At 50.4% G+C, this 15,134-nt stretch carries 8 protein-coding genes; 3 read left to right on the forward strand and 5 right to left on the reverse strand.

Going from position 1 to position 15,134, the window contains the following annotated elements:
• Window positions 1–7 precede the first annotated feature (7 nt).
• Together GCU44_RS16045 and GCU44_RS16050 are read left to right on the forward strand one after the other, a co-directional pair.
• Window positions 8–433: a FixH family protein gene (locus GCU44_RS16045; RefSeq protein ID WP_154857623.1), complete on the forward strand. Its 426-nt coding sequence runs from the start codon at window positions 8–10 to the stop codon at window positions 431–433.
• Between the two features lie 2 nt (window positions 434–435).
• On the forward strand, window positions 436–1,149 hold the full coding sequence (locus GCU44_RS16050; protein WP_154857625.1) for a sulfite exporter TauE/SafE family protein: 714 nt from the start codon (window positions 436–438) through the stop codon (window positions 1,147–1,149).
• 22 nt (window positions 1,150–1,171) lie between these two features.
• Here the strand turns inward: GCU44_RS16050 and GCU44_RS16055 are convergent, their stop codons facing one another.
• The 3 genes from GCU44_RS16055 to GCU44_RS16065 all read right to left on the reverse strand — a co-directional run bounded on the left by GCU44_RS16055 (window position 1,172) and on the right by GCU44_RS16065 (window position 11,982).
• A complete protein-coding gene (locus tag GCU44_RS16055; protein WP_154857627.1) occupies window positions 1,172–2,143 on the reverse strand; it encodes a PorP/SprF family type IX secretion system membrane protein in 972 nt (323 codons plus the stop codon).
• A gap of 10 nt (window positions 2,144–2,153) precedes the next feature.
• Entirely contained in the window at window positions 2,154–11,363 is a 9,210-nt protein-coding gene (locus tag GCU44_RS16060; protein WP_154857629.1) for an MBG domain-containing protein, read from the reverse strand.
• 76 nt (window positions 11,364–11,439) lie between these two features.
• Window positions 11,440–11,982: a phage tail protein gene (locus tag GCU44_RS16065; RefSeq protein WP_206670850.1), complete on the reverse strand. Its 543-nt coding sequence runs from the start codon at window positions 11,980–11,982 to the stop codon at window positions 11,440–11,442.
• A 593-nt stretch (window positions 11,983–12,575) separates the two neighbouring features.
• Between GCU44_RS16065 and GCU44_RS16070 the strand changes: the two genes are divergently transcribed.
• A complete protein-coding gene (locus GCU44_RS16070; RefSeq protein ID WP_154857633.1) occupies window positions 12,576–13,184 on the forward strand; it encodes a peptidylprolyl isomerase in 609 nt (202 codons plus the stop codon).
• Window positions 13,185–13,210: 26 nt separating this feature from the next.
• Here GCU44_RS16070 and GCU44_RS16075 read toward each other — a convergent pair whose 3' ends face one another.
• Both GCU44_RS16075 and GCU44_RS16080 read right to left on the reverse strand, forming a co-directional pair.
• The gene (locus GCU44_RS16075) at window positions 13,211–13,993 is read right to left on the reverse strand and encodes an SDR family NAD(P)-dependent oxidoreductase (RefSeq protein ID WP_154857635.1); all 783 of its coding nucleotides are present in this window, start codon (window positions 13,991–13,993) and stop codon (window positions 13,211–13,213) included.
• Window positions 13,994–14,055: 62 nt separating this feature from the next.
• Window positions 14,056–14,982 (reverse strand): NAD-dependent epimerase/dehydratase family protein, encoded by a 927-nt coding sequence (locus GCU44_RS16080; protein ID WP_154857637.1) that lies wholly within the window; start codon window positions 14,980–14,982, stop codon window positions 14,056–14,058.
• Between the last annotated feature and the right edge of the window lie 152 nt (window positions 14,983–15,134).

Here is a 15,134-nt window from a genome sequence, read left to right on the forward strand (position 1 = left end):
AAAGACGATGAATTGGGGAAATGGAATAATTTTAGTGTTTGTCGCTTTTGTGGCGGTAATGGCCACGATGGTGACCATATGTATGAAACAAGATGACCTGCATCTGGTCACGGATAATTATTACGAAGAAGAGATCAAATATCAGGAGCACATCGATAAAGTAGGCAATTCGCTGGACGCTGCGAAAAATGCCCTAAGTTTCAATCCGCAGAGCAAGGTGTTGACCCTGAATCTACCCGTTGGAGCGCAGGGCGAGTTGCATCTCTTCCGGCCTTCGGACGCGAGAATGGACCGAAAAATAGCCGTAGACATTCAAAATGCTGCCGCAAACACCGTGAATCTCAAAAGCCTTCAAAGTGGGTATTGGAAGGTAAAATTAAACTGGGAGGAAAAAGGACAGGGCTTTTTCGAGGAAAAGAAGATCGATCTGTAAGCATGTTTTGGACAGCGTTTGTATGGGGATTATTGGGGTCGTTTCATTGCATCGGGATGTGTGGACCGATCGCCCTGGCACTGGCCGGAAAGGATAAAAATAAGTTCCTGCTAAACAAACTGCTGTACAATTCCGGCCGGACGATCACCTATGCCTTTTTAGGTGGTCTGGTGGGCTTGCTTGGTTTTTCGATGGCCCTGGCAGGAATTCAACAATGGTTGTCCATCCTTACAGGGGGTGTCCTGCTGCTCATGGCCTTTTCCTACCGCAAATCAGAAAAATGGGTTGCTAATTCCGTTTTTTCCACATCATTGGCCCAACTGAAAATCCGGCTCGGTCGTTCCATCAAACCGGGCGGTACCCGGGCCTTTGTTTTTTCCGGATTATTGAATGGCCTATTGCCCTGCGGGCTGGTTTACATGGCGTTGGTCGCTTCCTTGGCCATGCAAAGCCCCTTGCAAGGCATGGCCTACATGTTCTTTTTTGGCTTGGGTACCTTTCCGGTCATGATTTTATTAATGATCTCCGGCAACATTTTTTCCATGGGATTCCGGATAAAAATTAACCGGTTTGTTCCCTATTTTGCTTTGCTCATGGGCGCTTTATTCATCGTACGTGGGATGGGCTGGGGAATCCCCTACTTAAGTCCCAAACTTTCCTTTGCCAGCAACCAAACCACCGAGCTTTTGGATGCAAACATCACGCACTGCGAATAGCCTTTTGCCAGAAAAGGCCACTTTACCAGATGGCAGGCGCTGTGTCAGTGGATTTCTCATAGGTTCCAAACAGCCTGTAAACCAGCGCAAATTCATGGGTTTGTCCAGGCAGCAGGTAGCTGCGGTTTGAGGGAAATTCATAGACGTATCCCAGCCGAATCTTGTCAAACACGACACCAAACTGCAGATTGCTGGCATAATCAAAACGATGTCCACCCCCGATCCATAGCCTGTTGCCTAACAGGGTTTTTACATTGAATTCGATATTGTCGGGCAAGCCTTCCTGGTTGCGGTAAAATCCATTCAGAATCAGCGAGACCTGGGAGGAAAGCGCTTCCCGGTATCCGGCCTGTGCGATATAGGTGACTGGCCTTCCCTCCATAAATTCCTCTCCACTCGCAATCCGCCCTTTGTTTACGTTGTGCATGGCATAGGAGAGGTAGTACGATTTATGGGTAAGCGCAAGCCCCAAATTAAAATCAAAAATCTGCATATCGGAAAACCCGCCTACGTACTGCCCAATCAAGGGATCTCCGGCCTGTTCACTAGTAAGTGCATTTCCGTCTAGTCGGATCGTTTGGTAGTTGAGGCCCGCCCCCAATCGTAATTGGTGCCTGGCTGTCAGCCGCACCCGGCTGGCGTAGGCAAGCAGTAGTTCCGTTTCCTTGAATGCCCCATAGGTATCGTGCAGTAAATTCAAGCTGAAGGCATTCTTCCCCATTAGCGCAGGGTCTTCCAATCCTTTGGTTTCAGAAAAATCTATCTCCGCGCTGATAAAATAGGTTTTTGGTGCGCCTTCCATTCCGGACCATTGGTTTCGTACAAATCCCCTTAAGGCACTTCCCTCGTACCCCGTCAATCCAGGGTTAAAATAGCTTTGAAAGTGGCTGAATTGACTGATGTATTTTCTGGATTGTGCCTGCAAATAGGTTGTTTGTAAAGCAAGCATCAAGAGAAAGAGGTACACGGTTTTTTGTGTCTGGCTGTTTTTCATCTTTCTTTAATTAATCATTAAAAATTGTAAGCACGCCTCTGCGGGTTTCGTTGGTTTCATCCAGGCTGATCACCCAGAAATAGGTGCCGGTCGGCAGCTTCTTACCGAGATAGGTTCCATCCCAACGTATATCCGGACTTTCGGTGTAAAAGACGCGTTTGCCGCTGCGTTCATAAACGGCCACTTTTGCTCCTTGGTAATACCGGAGATCGTCGATTCCCCAGTCGTCGTTGAAACCGTCCCCGTTGGGCGTAAACGTGTTTGGTACCGAAATGGCTTCCAATTCCATTCGGTTTCTACGCAGCGTGAATGTCTGCGTGAGGGTGTTCCCGGCTCGGTCCGTACTACTGATTTCTACGGTAAAGGTGGATTTTCCAGGGAGCGCTTCACGGCTGTTCCAGAATAGTTCGGTTCCCGAAATTCCAAAGTACTGGTTGTCACCCGAGGAAGGAATCAGGGAATAGGCATGCACGTCGTCCGCAGGGTCCAGGGTATTCAAGGTTCCAATGCTTGTCCCCGGATCACTATCTGCTTCAAACGCATCGCTGGTTAAGGTGATTTCCTGTGGAAGCGCTTTGTCTGTCACCAATATGCTGAGAATGGGTTCCAGCTGATCCGGATTCTGAATTTCGCCCAGCTCCAGTACTCCGAAATACTGGTACAAACCGGCTATTTTGGTATCCAGTACGGGTAGCGTCCAATGAACCGGAAGGTCGACCATCTCTCCATTGCTAAGTTGTGCCTGTATCGTTTCCGGAAAAACTACGGATTCCAACGGACTGTTCCAGGCAATGGACAGCAATGCCGGATCCTCGATTTCGATGAGGTTGAGATTTAGTAGACGACGTTCAAATTCAACTTTACTTTCGTTTCCTTCCGCATCGGTTGCAATTAGTTGAATCCGGATTGTTTCTGAATCGGTGTATTGCGTGCCTGCCGCTGGTAGTTGTACGAATTGGGACAATTCGCAATTGTCTCGCGCTACCGCTATTTCGGTGAAGTCCGGTAATACATAGGTTCCGTTTAAGTAAATGGTTTCATCCGTAGGAACCGATTCGATTACCGGAGCCGTGGTATCCTCGATGATGACCTCCTGCAATTGGGTGCTGCTGTTTCCAGTCCTATCGGTAAATGTCCAGGTAATTACCGTACTCGCTGGAATCGGTAATTCAAGATCCGCTGTTCCCGTAACGATGCCTCCGCAGTTGTCCAGAGCAGTTGGCGGTTCCAGGCTTTCGATGCTGCATTCGGACTGCAACAAGGGTAAGTCGCTAGTAATCGGGACGGGAGCTGTCTGATCCTCCACGCGCAGCATTGCTGTGGATGAAAACAACTGTCCGTTCGGGTTGCGAATGGTAACGTCTATTTCCTGGGTACCCAGATTCGTGCAGGTGAAATTACTCGTTTCCAGAATCACCGTCTGTCCGGCAGACAGGGGTTGATCCAATAGTAGGGAAGGCTCTAATAAACCCATTCCGTTGGCATCCAGTACCAGTGTTCCGTTTTTGGTTTTTGGTAAAATCTGGAATTGGCTTTCTGCCAGTGAAAAAACGTAATTTCCACCGGCGCTCAAATCACCCAAAGTCAGCGCATAGCTGCCCACATCTTCGCCGGGTTCCCGGCTTAGTGCACCCGTCAGTATGGATTCGTCCTCCCCATTTACAAAACCGCTGCTGCTAAAGGCAAAGGTCGGATCGGCTTGCCCGTAGGTCTTGCTTTGGGCTGCATCTGCGGTGATGCTGAGTGTTTGTTGATTGATAGTAAAGTCGGCCGGAGTAAAGTCCAGCGTATAGTTTCCACTTGCACTTAGGTCGCCCAGGTTCAGTGCATAGCTGCCCACATCTTCGCCAGGCTCCCGGCTTAGTGCACCCGTCAGTATGGATTCGTCCTCCCCATTTACAAAACCGCTGCTGCTAAAGGCAAAGGTTGGATCGGCTTGCCCGTAGGTTTTGCTTTGGCCGGCGTTGGCGGAAATGCTGAGAGTTTGTTGATTGATGCTAAAGTTGGCCGGGGTAAAGTCTACCGTGTAGTTTCCACCGGCACTTAGGTCACCTAAAGTCAGTGCATAGCTGCCGACATTTTCTCCGGGCTCGCGGCTTAGTGCACCCGTCAGTATGGATTCGTCCTCCCCATTTACAAAACCGCTGCTGCTAAAGGCAAAGGTCGGATCGGCTTGCCCGTAGGTCTTGCTTTGGCCGGTATCGGCAATAATGCTAAGTGTTTGTTGGGTGACGACAAAGTCGGCCGGAGTAAAGTCCAGCGTATAGTTTCCACCGGCACTTAGGTCGCCCAGGTTCAGCGCATAGCTGCCCACATCTTCGCCGGGCTCGCGGCTTAGTGCACCCGTCAGTATGGATTCGTCCTCCCCATTTACAAAACCGCTGCTGCTAAAGGCAAAGGTTGGATCGGCTTGCCCGTAGGTCTTGCTTTGGCCGGCGTTGGCGGAAATGCTAAGTGTTTGTTGGGTGACGACAAAGTCGGCCGGAGTAAAGTCCAGCGTATAGTTTCCACCGGCACTTAGGTCGCCCAGGTTCAGCGCATAGCTGCCCACATCTTCGCCGGGTTCTCGACTTAGTGCACCCGTCAGTATGGATTCGTCCTCCCCATTTACAAAACCGCTGCTGCTAAAGGCAAAGGTCGGATCGGCTTGCCCGTAGGTCTTGCTTTGGGCTGCATCTGCGGTGATGCTGAGTGTTTGTTGATTGATGCTAAAGTTGGCCGGGGTAAAGTCTACCGTGTAGTTTCCACCGGCACTTAGGTCACCTAAAGTCAGTGCATAGCTGCCGACATTTTCTCCGGGCTCGCGGCTTAGTGCACCCGTCAGTATGGATTCGTCCTCCCCATTTACAAAACCGCTGCTGCTAAAGGCAAAGGTTGGATCGGCTTGCCCGTAGGTTTTGCTTTGACCGGCGTTGGCGGAAATGCTGAGAGTTTGTTGATTGATGCTAAAGTTGGCCGGGGTAAAGTCTACCGTGTAGTTTCCACCGGCACTTAGGTCACCTAAAGTCAGTGCATAGCTGCCCACATCTTCGCCCGGCTCCCGGCTTAGTGCACCCGTCAGTATGGATTCGTCCTCCCCATTTACAAAACCGCTGCTGCTAAAGGCAAAGGTCGGATCGGCTTGCCCGTAGGTTTTACTTTGACCGGGGTTGGCAATAATGCTAAGTGTTTGTTGAGTGACGACAAAGTCGGCCGGAGTAAAGTCCAGCGTATAGTTTCCACCGGCACTTAGGTCGCCCAGGTTCAGCGCATAGCTGCCCACATCTTCGCCGGGTTCTCGACTTAGTGCACCCGTCAGTATGGATTCGTCCTCCCCATTTACAAAACCGCTGCTGCTAAAGGCAAAGGTTGGATCGGCTTGCCCGTAGGTTTTGCTTTGACCGGCGTTGGCGGAAATGCTAAGTGTTTGTTGGGTGACGACAAAGTCGGCCGGGGTAAAGTCCAGCGTATAGTTTCCACCGGCACTTAGGTCGCCTAGGTTCAGCGCATAGCTGCCCACATCTTCGCCGGGCTCCCGGCTTAGTGCACCCGTCAGTATGGATTCGTCCTCCCCATTTACAAAACCGCTGCTGCTAAAGGCAAAGGTCGGATCGGCTTGCCCGTAGGTCTTGCTTTGGCCGTTATCGGCAATAATGCTAAGTGTTTGTTGAGTGACGACAAAGTCGGCCGGAGTAAAGTCCAGCGTATAGTTTCCACCGGCACTTAGGTCACCCAGGGTCAGTGCATAGCTGCCGACATTTTCTCCGGGCTCGCGGCTTAGTGCACCCGTCAGTATGGATTCGTCCTCCCCATTTACAAAACCGCTGCTGCTAAAGGCAAAGGTCGGATCGGCTTGCCCGTAGGTCTTGCTTTGGCCGGCGTTGGCGGAAATGCTGAGAGTTTGTTGATTGATGCTAAAGTCGGCCGGAGTAAAGTCCAGCGTATAGTTTCCACCGGCACTTAGGTCACCCAGGGTCAGTGCATAGCTGCCGACATCTTCGCCCGGCTCCCGGCTTAGTGCACCCGTCAGTATGGATTCGTCCTCCCCATTTACAAAACCGCTGCTGCTAAAGGCAAAGGTCGGATCGGCTTGCCCGTAGGTTTTGCTTTGACCGGCGTTGGCGGAAATGCTAAGTGTTTGTTGAGTGACGACAAAGTCGGCCGGAGTAAAGTCCAGCGTATAGTTTCCACCGGCACTTAGGTCACCTAAAGTCAGTGCATAGCTGCCCACATCTTCGCCCGGCTCGCGGCTTAGTGCACCCGTCAGTATGGATTCGTCCTCCCCATTCACAAAACCGTTGCTGCTAAAGGCAAAGGTCGGATCGGCTTGCCCGTAGGTTTTGCTTTGACCGGCGTTGGCGGAAATGCTGAGAGTTTGTTGATTGATGCTAAAGTCGGCCGGAGTAAAGTCCAGCGTATAGTTTCCACCGGCACTTAGGTCACCCAGGGTCAGTGCATAGCTGCCCACATCTTCGCCCGGCTCGCGGCTTAGTGCACCCGTCAGTATGGATTCGTCCTCCCCATTTACAAAACCGCTGCTGCTAAAGGCAAAGGTTGGATCGGCTTGCCCGTAGGTTTTGCTTTGACCGGCGTTGGCGGAAATGCTAAGTGTTTGTTGAGTGACGACAAAGTCGGCCGGAGTAAAGTCCAGCGTATAGTTTCCACCGGCACTTAGGTCGCCCAGGTTCAGCGCATAGCTGCCCACATCTTCGCCAGGTTCTCGACTTAGTGCACCCGTCAGTATGGATTCGTCCTCCCCATTTACAAAACCGCTGCTGCTAAAGGCAAAGGTTGGATCGGATTCGCCGTAGGTTTTGCTTTGGGCTGCATCTGCGGTGATGCTGAGTGTTTGTTGATTGATAGTAAAGTCGGCCGGGGTAAAGTCCAGCGTATAGTTTCCACCGGCACTTAGGTCACCTAAAGTCAGTGCATAGCTGCCGACATTTTCTCCGGGCTCGCGGCTAAGTGCTCCAGTTACTAGCGTTTCGTCTTCCCCAGTTACAAATCCACTGGAGACAAAGGTAAAGGTGGGATCCACGCTCCCATAGGTTTTGGATAAGCCTTCTGTAGCATCGATGCTCAATGGTTTCGGATTAATATTGGCACTACCGGTTGGGGCACCGGAAAGTGTCAGCGTGTACTTATCGGCATCTGCACCACTTAAGGCTGCCGATACGATGGACACGGGTTTGCTGGCTCCGCTTTGGGCAGTGGCAAACGCCACTACCAGGTCGGTGAGTTGTACGTCATCTCCTGTCTGTGGACTGAGTAGCTCCAGGTTGTTGCTAAGTAGCACCGCCTGTACCGTTCCGTCGTAGGTTTTGCCTGTGGCTTGGAAGGTGCCTCCCAGGGTAAGTTCTTGTTTTTCGGTGGTAAAGCTTGTTTCCGTACCAAAGGCAGTACCTGCGGTGTTGGTAGCAAAAGCTCTGACATAATACAGGGTATTGGGGTCCAATCCGGATACCGTGGAGGAAAAGACACCTGTACCGGTACCCATGCTGACTTTTTGGTCCGTCAGGTCTGGATTTCCCGACGTATTGAGAACAATCCCTCGTTCGGTTACCGAACTGAATTGGTCATTTTCCACCTCGCCTCCCAGCGATGCAGCGTCGAATGCGATGCTGGCTGGAGTCGTTGTAGTGACCACAGGAAGGGCAAAGACGGGGCCGAGGTAGGCGGATTTCACGGGGGTACCCGCATTGTTTCCGTCGGATGGAGTGACTTCAAAACTGATAAAATGGCCCAGATAGCCGGAAAGCAGGTTCAACACCTGTCCGTTTTCACCGGTAATTGGTGTCTCGTTACTTCCCAGCGCGTCGTCTGCCTGCCACCATTGAAAGGTACTTCCGGTCTCTGTGTCGTTTTCGGTATCGCTATAGGTATAGGCGCCCGTCAGGCTTTCACCAACAGCTGTCGTGCCGGAGGCAGTTACTCCGGAAGCGACCGGAGGAGCATTGGGAGCGTTTACCTGGATGGATAGATCGTTGGTTGCTAGCAGGGATCCTCCGGTGCCCGTATTTCCCTGGTCATCGACTTGAATGGAGAGCATTGCTTCGCCCACAAAACCGCTCGTACTGGTGAAAACCAATCCATCCAGCGCGTTATTTATGTCGGTCAGGTTTCCAGTGAATTCCATGGAAGAATCACCAGCGCCTGTGCCCGTTAAGAAGGTTAATCCGGTGGTCATTGCCAGGTCCAGGCTGCCGTTTGACACAGAAAGTTCCACAAGTAAGGCATTGGCTCCCGCGTCTGGATCGCTTACAGCAATTTCGTTACCGCCAGCGTTGCTAAATGTAAGGGCTTGGTCGGAGACCGTTGTTTCGTTGGCCGGAAGGGCGAGTTCCGGCGCATCGTTGACGGCTGTCACGGGTATGGATAGGTTATTGGTTCCGTTTGCCAGCACGGATAGGCCTCCATTTGCATCTTCCACGACAATGGAAACAATTCTTTCTGTTTCGGTCCCTCCCAGTGTGGGGTCGTCCGAGGTAGAGCGAAAGGCCAACCCTCGGAGTATGTCGGTCAGGGCTGCTGCGGTGGAGGTACCCGTCAGTTCCAACGTGTTATCGTCTACTTCCTGTAAGGTAAAGGGAGAGGGATCTCCGAGACTCAGCTCATCGCCTGTGATTTTTCCAGAACCTTCGAACCGGATGGCGGCACGAACGAGTTGGTCCCCGTCTGCGTCGCTTGCCACGATGCTTTCTGCAATCAAAACGTTAGCGGCATTTTCCAGGTAGGCAGGTGCTGTTAGGGGGTCCGGACTAACCTCAGGAACGGTATTGATAAACTTAGTCACTTGTGCGGTGGCATCTGCTCCTGTATTTCCGGATAGGTCGGTCAGTGAAACCGTTAGAACGACTAGTCCGTTTGGCAGGCTTGTAAGGTCGATTCCTGACACTTGTTCGGTGGTGCTACCGATTGTACCCGAGCCTGTCACGGGAGTGCCGCCACCGGAACTCGCAAATGAAAACGAATAATTCGTCCCCACTTCGGCCCCGGCGAAGGTAAACCCAATCTGATCCTGGTTTGAAGCGCCGATTTCGGCTTGATCGATGGTGACCGAATAGCCTGTAGGCGCTTCCGTATCCAGGCAAAAATCAAAATTATCCAGGGCCAGGTAGGCAAAGGAACCGCCAACTTCCAGAACCAATTCATCAACGAAGTTGCCGGAATAGTCGGATGCCCCGTCGGTTGAAAAATCCAGGCTAAAGAATCCACCGGTGCTGCCAAAGGAGGTGGGGAAGCCCGTATTTTTTTGGATGGTATAGACCGTAGTACCATCCAATTTTCCGGTAACTGTCAGCGAGCCATCGTTGGTAGGCGTCACTCCGGAGGCAAAGGAGGAGAGGTAAAGGCCGATTTTGCTCAGGGTTACGGGCGTTCCGCTGACTTGTACCGTATAGGGGCCGTTACCGGAGGATTCGAGGAATTTCGCGGATCCATTGGCTCCAAACCCAATCCGGTTTTTTACCGCCCAATTACCGGATAGGCCAAAGGTCTTTCCATTTCCGCTAAAACTTACGGCTCCATCTGTTTCATCCTCAAAAGACTCGGAAAAGCAAGCCCCAACCAAATGGATTTGTCCGTTGACGTACTCCAGCGGACCCGTGTTACCGAGCGCATCGGAAACATCCGTTCCACTCTTTAGACGGAGTTGAAGAGAACCTTCACCAGAAATACCTGTGACCGTTACCTGATAGCTGCTACCGCTGCCAGTAAGTTGATTTAAAGTACCGGTGGCGCTTCCGGTAGTGACCAATGAAAAATCATCCAGGCTCAGGTTAAAGGCGTTTTCATCAAAAAGGACAGAAAAGTCGATGGAACTGGCGGTGCTGCTGGGGCTTCCGTCTACCAGTATGCGCTGCACAGCCGGCGCTGCCGTATCGGTGTCGGGCACTGCTGCACAAAAGTTAATATTGTCAATCAGCAATTGTTGGAATCCATCGGCAATGGTAAATTCCACCTCGTCTACATTTGTATTTCTAAAATTTGTTGTTCCGTCGGTGGAAAAATCGAGTGTAAAAAACCCGCCATTTAGCGTGGCATCGACCGGAAACCCGGTGGTTTTAAGGATGGTAAATACAGCGACTCCATTTTTTTTACCTGTGACGGTCAGGGTGCCGCTTCCGGTAGGATTATCTCCGTTGGAAAGATCGGACAGAAACAGGTCGATGGTATTCAACGTGAACAAGCTACTAGAACTGATGGAAAAGCTTCCGGGATTGTCCGTGTTTTTTATAAACCGATTGGAATTCCCGGCACCAAAACCCAGTCGGCTTTCTACCTCAAGCCCCGTTCCCAGGGAAAAAGACAACCCATTGCTGGAAAAAGTGGTGCTTCCATCCGGAGCACTTTCCAGAGCTTCGGTAAAACAGGAGCTGACGGTGTGGGTATTTCCTGTGGTGAATGCGGGAACGCCTCCTGTGTTGTCTGCATTGGTGATATTGGTACCCCCTTTGAGATCCAATCGAATAAAGCCCTCACCGCTGATGCCGGTTGCGGTTACCTGGTAACTATTTCCCGAACCGCTAATTGCGGAAAGTGTTCCGGTGGTACCAGAGGTTGTCAATAGAAAGTCATCCAAACTGACATTGAGGGCAATTTTTGAAAAATTGACCGTGAAGCTCACCGTTGTTGCGGTGGTGGGAGGGGCTCCGTTTACGCTGATACCTGTAACTACGGGAGGATCTTCGTCCAACGGGGAAAAGGGTGATCCGGTCGTAACCTGATCGAGAAAGAAATAAATGTCCTCGGCATTGATCCGCACCTCGTCCACATCGTAAAAGTCCGGGTCGTTGTCAAATGTCTTCAGGCCATTGGTGGCTGAATTAAAGTCAATCGCTTTAGCCGCACCGATCGGGTTTCCTGCTTTGTAGGCACGGATGGTACCCGAAGTGGAAGCGCCCACACCGCCCTCCTGAAGAAAAATGCTTATAAATTGAAAGGAAGAGCCATCCGTTTTGCGAATGCTCCATTGCTGAATGCCGTTAGGGTTGAGGTTCGAGTCATTCAATGCCACGCTGCCCATAAATCCATCGTTTTGGGTGGCTTTTATCCCGGAGTTGACCGTGGCACTGGAGGTTTTTGTGACAGAAAATCGCAGACCGCTGTTGTCATAGGTCTCTCCAAACGTTCCTATGTAATTGGTAATTTCATTGAATGTTACCGTCGTTTGTGCCTTTACTAGCTGGCAACCAAAAAAAGATAAGGTTAGAACAAGCAGGTGCTTTAAAAGTGTCTTCATGGTCGTAAAAAGAATAATTGTTCGTTCGAAAAAGAATTCCCCGAAAAAACGATCGGGGAATTCTCTCAAGCATTTTCTAGCTTCGGGAAGGGTAGATTCCCTGGGTACAGATGATGAAATTTATCCCGGTAAAGGGAGGCGTATGGTCAAATGGCTGGCTTTGTCCTGCCACACCAATGGCTTGTGGACTCATGGTGGTGTTGGCGCCGCTGTCGTATGCGTTTACTGCTACGGGTGGATTGGATCGGTCTATTTGAACCTCGCTTAACGCAGGAAAGGCGTTTTGAGGACTATTGGTATTTCCTGCGGCACTGTTGGCAACAAGGGGATGATTGTGTGCGGGCATATTTGCGACCGAAAGGGTAGTGCTCTCCCGACCCGCCATTTCTCCGAGGGTCCGAGTTGAAAGTCCGGTTCCCTGACCCGGCCCCATGGGTACGCGCCCTCGGAGGTCCGGTAAAGCGAAGGTATTTCGGCCATCTCCACCATAGGTCGTACCCAGGATCGAGAAGAGGGCCGAATTTTGGCTGATGGATAAAAGTTGACCATTGCAGAGGGCATACCCCCTGGGAGCGAAGTTACCGGCGAACATTTTGATTGTGCCCATTAGTTCTTCCATGATTCTAAATTGAGTTTTGGTTGATGATTGAAATAAAATTTGAATAAATACCGTGAATTAGAAAGTAAATGAACGGTAACCAAAGGTAAATTAAAATAATAATATTTCTAGTCGATGAATTCGCTATATTTCAATAGTTTACGTTACTATACATGAAAAAGCTTTTTATATAAATTAAAACGCTTGATATACTGAAAAAAATTTAAATAATTCATTTTAATCGTGAATTTAAGGTAGCCGTTGTCTATAAGTTTTGCCAATTCAAACGTTGGCAGAATAAAATAAGTATTGAAAAAATTTAATGTAGGCAAATATGGATTTCTCTCCTTCCAGCCTTCTGCTGGAGTTCTTTTTGCGAAAGAGCAGGGTCTGCTCGACGCATAATTCGCACCCGTATTGAGTAGAAGTATGTTTGCTAGGATCGAATTCCTTGTAAATGACAAACCTTTTGCAGATTTTTGAAAAGGCCAAATACAGGCAAGGGTTGCAGCAATAAAGGCATGGAATCGCATGTAAGGAATAAACTATGGCACTAAATCGGGCGTGCCTGAGGCAGACAGGCATAGGGTCATTAAAAAGCAAGGTAAAATTCTATGAAAAATACGAACGGTGTAAAATCTGGAATTGCATCAAAAGCGGCGCTGTTGCTGGTAGTGGTGTTGGCTTTGGTTCGGGTTGGCTTTTGCCAGGATTCTCTACATGTCGTCGTCCATACGGAATTGGGCGAAATTCAAATCGAGCTTTTTCCGGATTGCGCTCCGATTACGGTGGCCAATTTTATGGCATATGTAGCTTCCGATGCCTATACTTACTCCCATTTTTTTAGGGTGTGCAACGCGAGAAATGAAGCTGAACGGGAAATTCGTATCGAAGTGATTCAGGGAGGAGACATACCCGATAGTCTGCTTCGCGTTCCTATTCAGTTAGAGACCACGAAACAGACCGGACTTTTACACAAAGATGGAACCGTTTCCATGGCCCGGTCCGAACCGAACAGCGCACAGAGTTCGTTTTTTATATGCATTGGCGATCAGCCGGAATTGGATTTTGGCGGAAAAAGAAATCCGGATGGCCAGGGATTTGCGGCCTTTGGAAAGGTAATTCGCGGGATGGACGTGGTACAACGCATCCAACAACTCCCCGACCAGGACCAATACTTGCTGGATCCCGTAGCAATTCGTTCGATTAAACGTCTGGAATAGGGGAAGGTGTACCCTTACCGGGTAGCTTATTTTGCCGTCCATCCTCCATCCACCGTGAGCATGCTACCGGTGGTGTAGCTGGCTGCATCGCTGGCCAAATACAGGGCGGCACCCTGTATTTCCTTTAGCTCGCCCCAGCGTCCAAGGGCCGTAGCGCCGATGATAAAATCCCGGGTCGCCGGATCATCCGCTACGGGTATATTCATTTCGGTTAAGAAGGGCCCCGGGCAAATGGCATTTACAAGGATGCCAAAAGGAGCCAGTTCGATGGCCAGGGCCCGGGTCATTTGCACGACTGCCCCTTTGCTAGCCGTGTAGGGCGTACGGTTTGCAAGACCTACCAAGCCCAGGGTGCTCGCCAGATTGATGATCTTTCCGGATTTTCGCGCTTTCATCGAGGGGATAACGGCCTTGTTGCACAGCCAGGTGCCGGTTACGTTGACGGACTGTACCTGATTGAAGGATTCCAGGCTAAGTTCGTCAATGGCCCCGCGAATGTTGATTCCTGCGCTGTTGATCAACACATCGATCTGGCCAAAATGCTCCAGCGCATAGGCAGCCATGGCCTCGGTTTCTTCTTCTTTGCTAATATCCGCCGCAAAGGAAAGGGCCCGTATGCCAAACGCTTCGGATAAGACAGCTGCGGCTTTTTCTCCATCAGCTGCATTCCGGTTGACCAACAGAACATCTGCCCCAGCCGAAGCCAGCCCGGCTGCCATGGCCAGGCCCAATCCCTTTGAGCCTCCAGTAACGATGGCTTTTCTGTTGCTTAAATCAAAAAGTTTGATTCCTGGTAGTCTGTCTTTCATAACGAAGGGGGTAACGAGTGAATGGTAGGGAAAGAGGTGCCTTCTTGCACCTTGCGGTTGGATTAATCCCTGTCGAGGCAGGCCTCCAAACCGGCTTCGATGGAAGTAGGTTGCAATCCGTATGCGGATTCAATTTTGCTGCTGTCGAAACAATAATCTTCATCGAGCTGGTACCTAAGTTCCTTGATTTCCTGCATCAGTGGCATAAATAGGGCCAGCAACCCGATGGCCCAGGCGGGTAGCACCTGAATTTTATCGGGTTGATCCAACTTCGACCCCAGAAATGTAGCAATTGTCTGCGCAGAGGGGTAGGCCTTGGCGGTAGGCAGGTGCCATATCTGATTCCAGGCATCTTCCTGTACTGCGAGAAAAGCAGTCGCTTCTACCGCGTCGGGAATAAAGGTAAAGGAGTGTTTTTTGTCCTTGTTGTACATCCATTGAGGCTGTTTGCCCTTTTTCATGCGGTTAATAATGGTTTCGTGTACCATACTGGATGTTGCTCCCGGCCCGTAAAAATCGGCTGCACGAACGATCATGGCCGTTAGTTGCCCCTGGGCGATTTCATCCAAAATCAATTGGGCAATGGCCGCCCGCACAGCCCCTTTTCTGCTTTTCGGTCGGATAGGCGTAGCTTCATGCAAGGCGCCCACCTCGGCGGGGTCGTAGGCATACATGTTGTCAAAGAAAACCAATCTGGATCCATGGGTTTTGCAGGCTGCAATCACGTTTTTCATGATTATTGGCCATTGCTGTTCCCAAACTTTTGCCCGGTAGGTGATCCCGGCTACCAGGTAGGTAATGGTAGAGCCCTTTACCGCTTCGTTCACCTCGCCAGCCTCCAATAAATCGGCTGTAATCAACGCTTCCTTGCCAGTAATTGGCTTGGGATGCCGGCTTACCAGGCGGACCGAAAGGGAGGATTCTGCCAGCTTACTGGTCAGACCGGTACCAATATTGCCACCGGCTCCTAAAATCGTATGTACCTTCATTGTGCTTTTTTAACGGTATGTTGACAAAATAAATAAAATTACCGGTAAACCAATGAAATTGGGCCAAATCGAGCACTATCGGGCATTTTCAAAAAAGCACATTGGGTTATTTTTTTCCAATAAAAAAGCTACTTTTGTCGCCTGTATATTCG

This window comes from Cyclobacterium xiamenense, assembly GCF_009467825.1.
In the GTDB taxonomy this organism is placed as follows: domain Bacteria; phylum Bacteroidota; class Bacteroidia; order Cytophagales; family Cyclobacteriaceae; genus Cyclobacterium; species Cyclobacterium xiamenense.

What these genes read in the sequence shown, in the direction of transcription:
- GCU44_RS16045 (WP_154857623.1), top strand. Translation starts at nt 8, where the DNA reads ATGAATTGGGGAAATGGAATAATTTTAGTGTTTGTCGCTTTTGTGGCG.
- GCU44_RS16050 (WP_154857625.1), top strand. Translation starts at nt 436, where the DNA reads ATGTTTTGGACAGCGTTTGTATGGGGATTATTGGGGTCGTTTCATTGC.
- GCU44_RS16055 (WP_154857627.1), bottom strand. Translation starts at nt 2,143, where the DNA reads ATGAAAAACAGCCAGACACAAAAAACCGTGTACCTCTTTCTCTTGATG.
- GCU44_RS16060 (WP_154857629.1), bottom strand. Translation starts at nt 11,363, where the DNA reads ATGAAGACACTTTTAAAGCACCTGCTTGTTCTAACCTTATCTTTTTTT.
- GCU44_RS16065 (WP_206670850.1), bottom strand. Translation starts at nt 11,982, where the DNA reads ATGGAAGAACTAATGGGCACAATCAAAATGTTCGCCGGTAACTTCGCT.
- GCU44_RS16070 (WP_154857633.1), top strand. Translation starts at nt 12,576, where the DNA reads ATGAAAAATACGAACGGTGTAAAATCTGGAATTGCATCAAAAGCGGCG.
- GCU44_RS16075 (WP_154857635.1), bottom strand. Translation starts at nt 13,993, where the DNA reads ATGAAAGACAGACTACCAGGAATCAAACTTTTTGATTTAAGCAACAGA.
- GCU44_RS16080 (WP_154857637.1), bottom strand. Translation starts at nt 14,982, where the DNA reads ATGAAGGTACATACGATTTTAGGAGCCGGTGGCAATATTGGTACCGGT.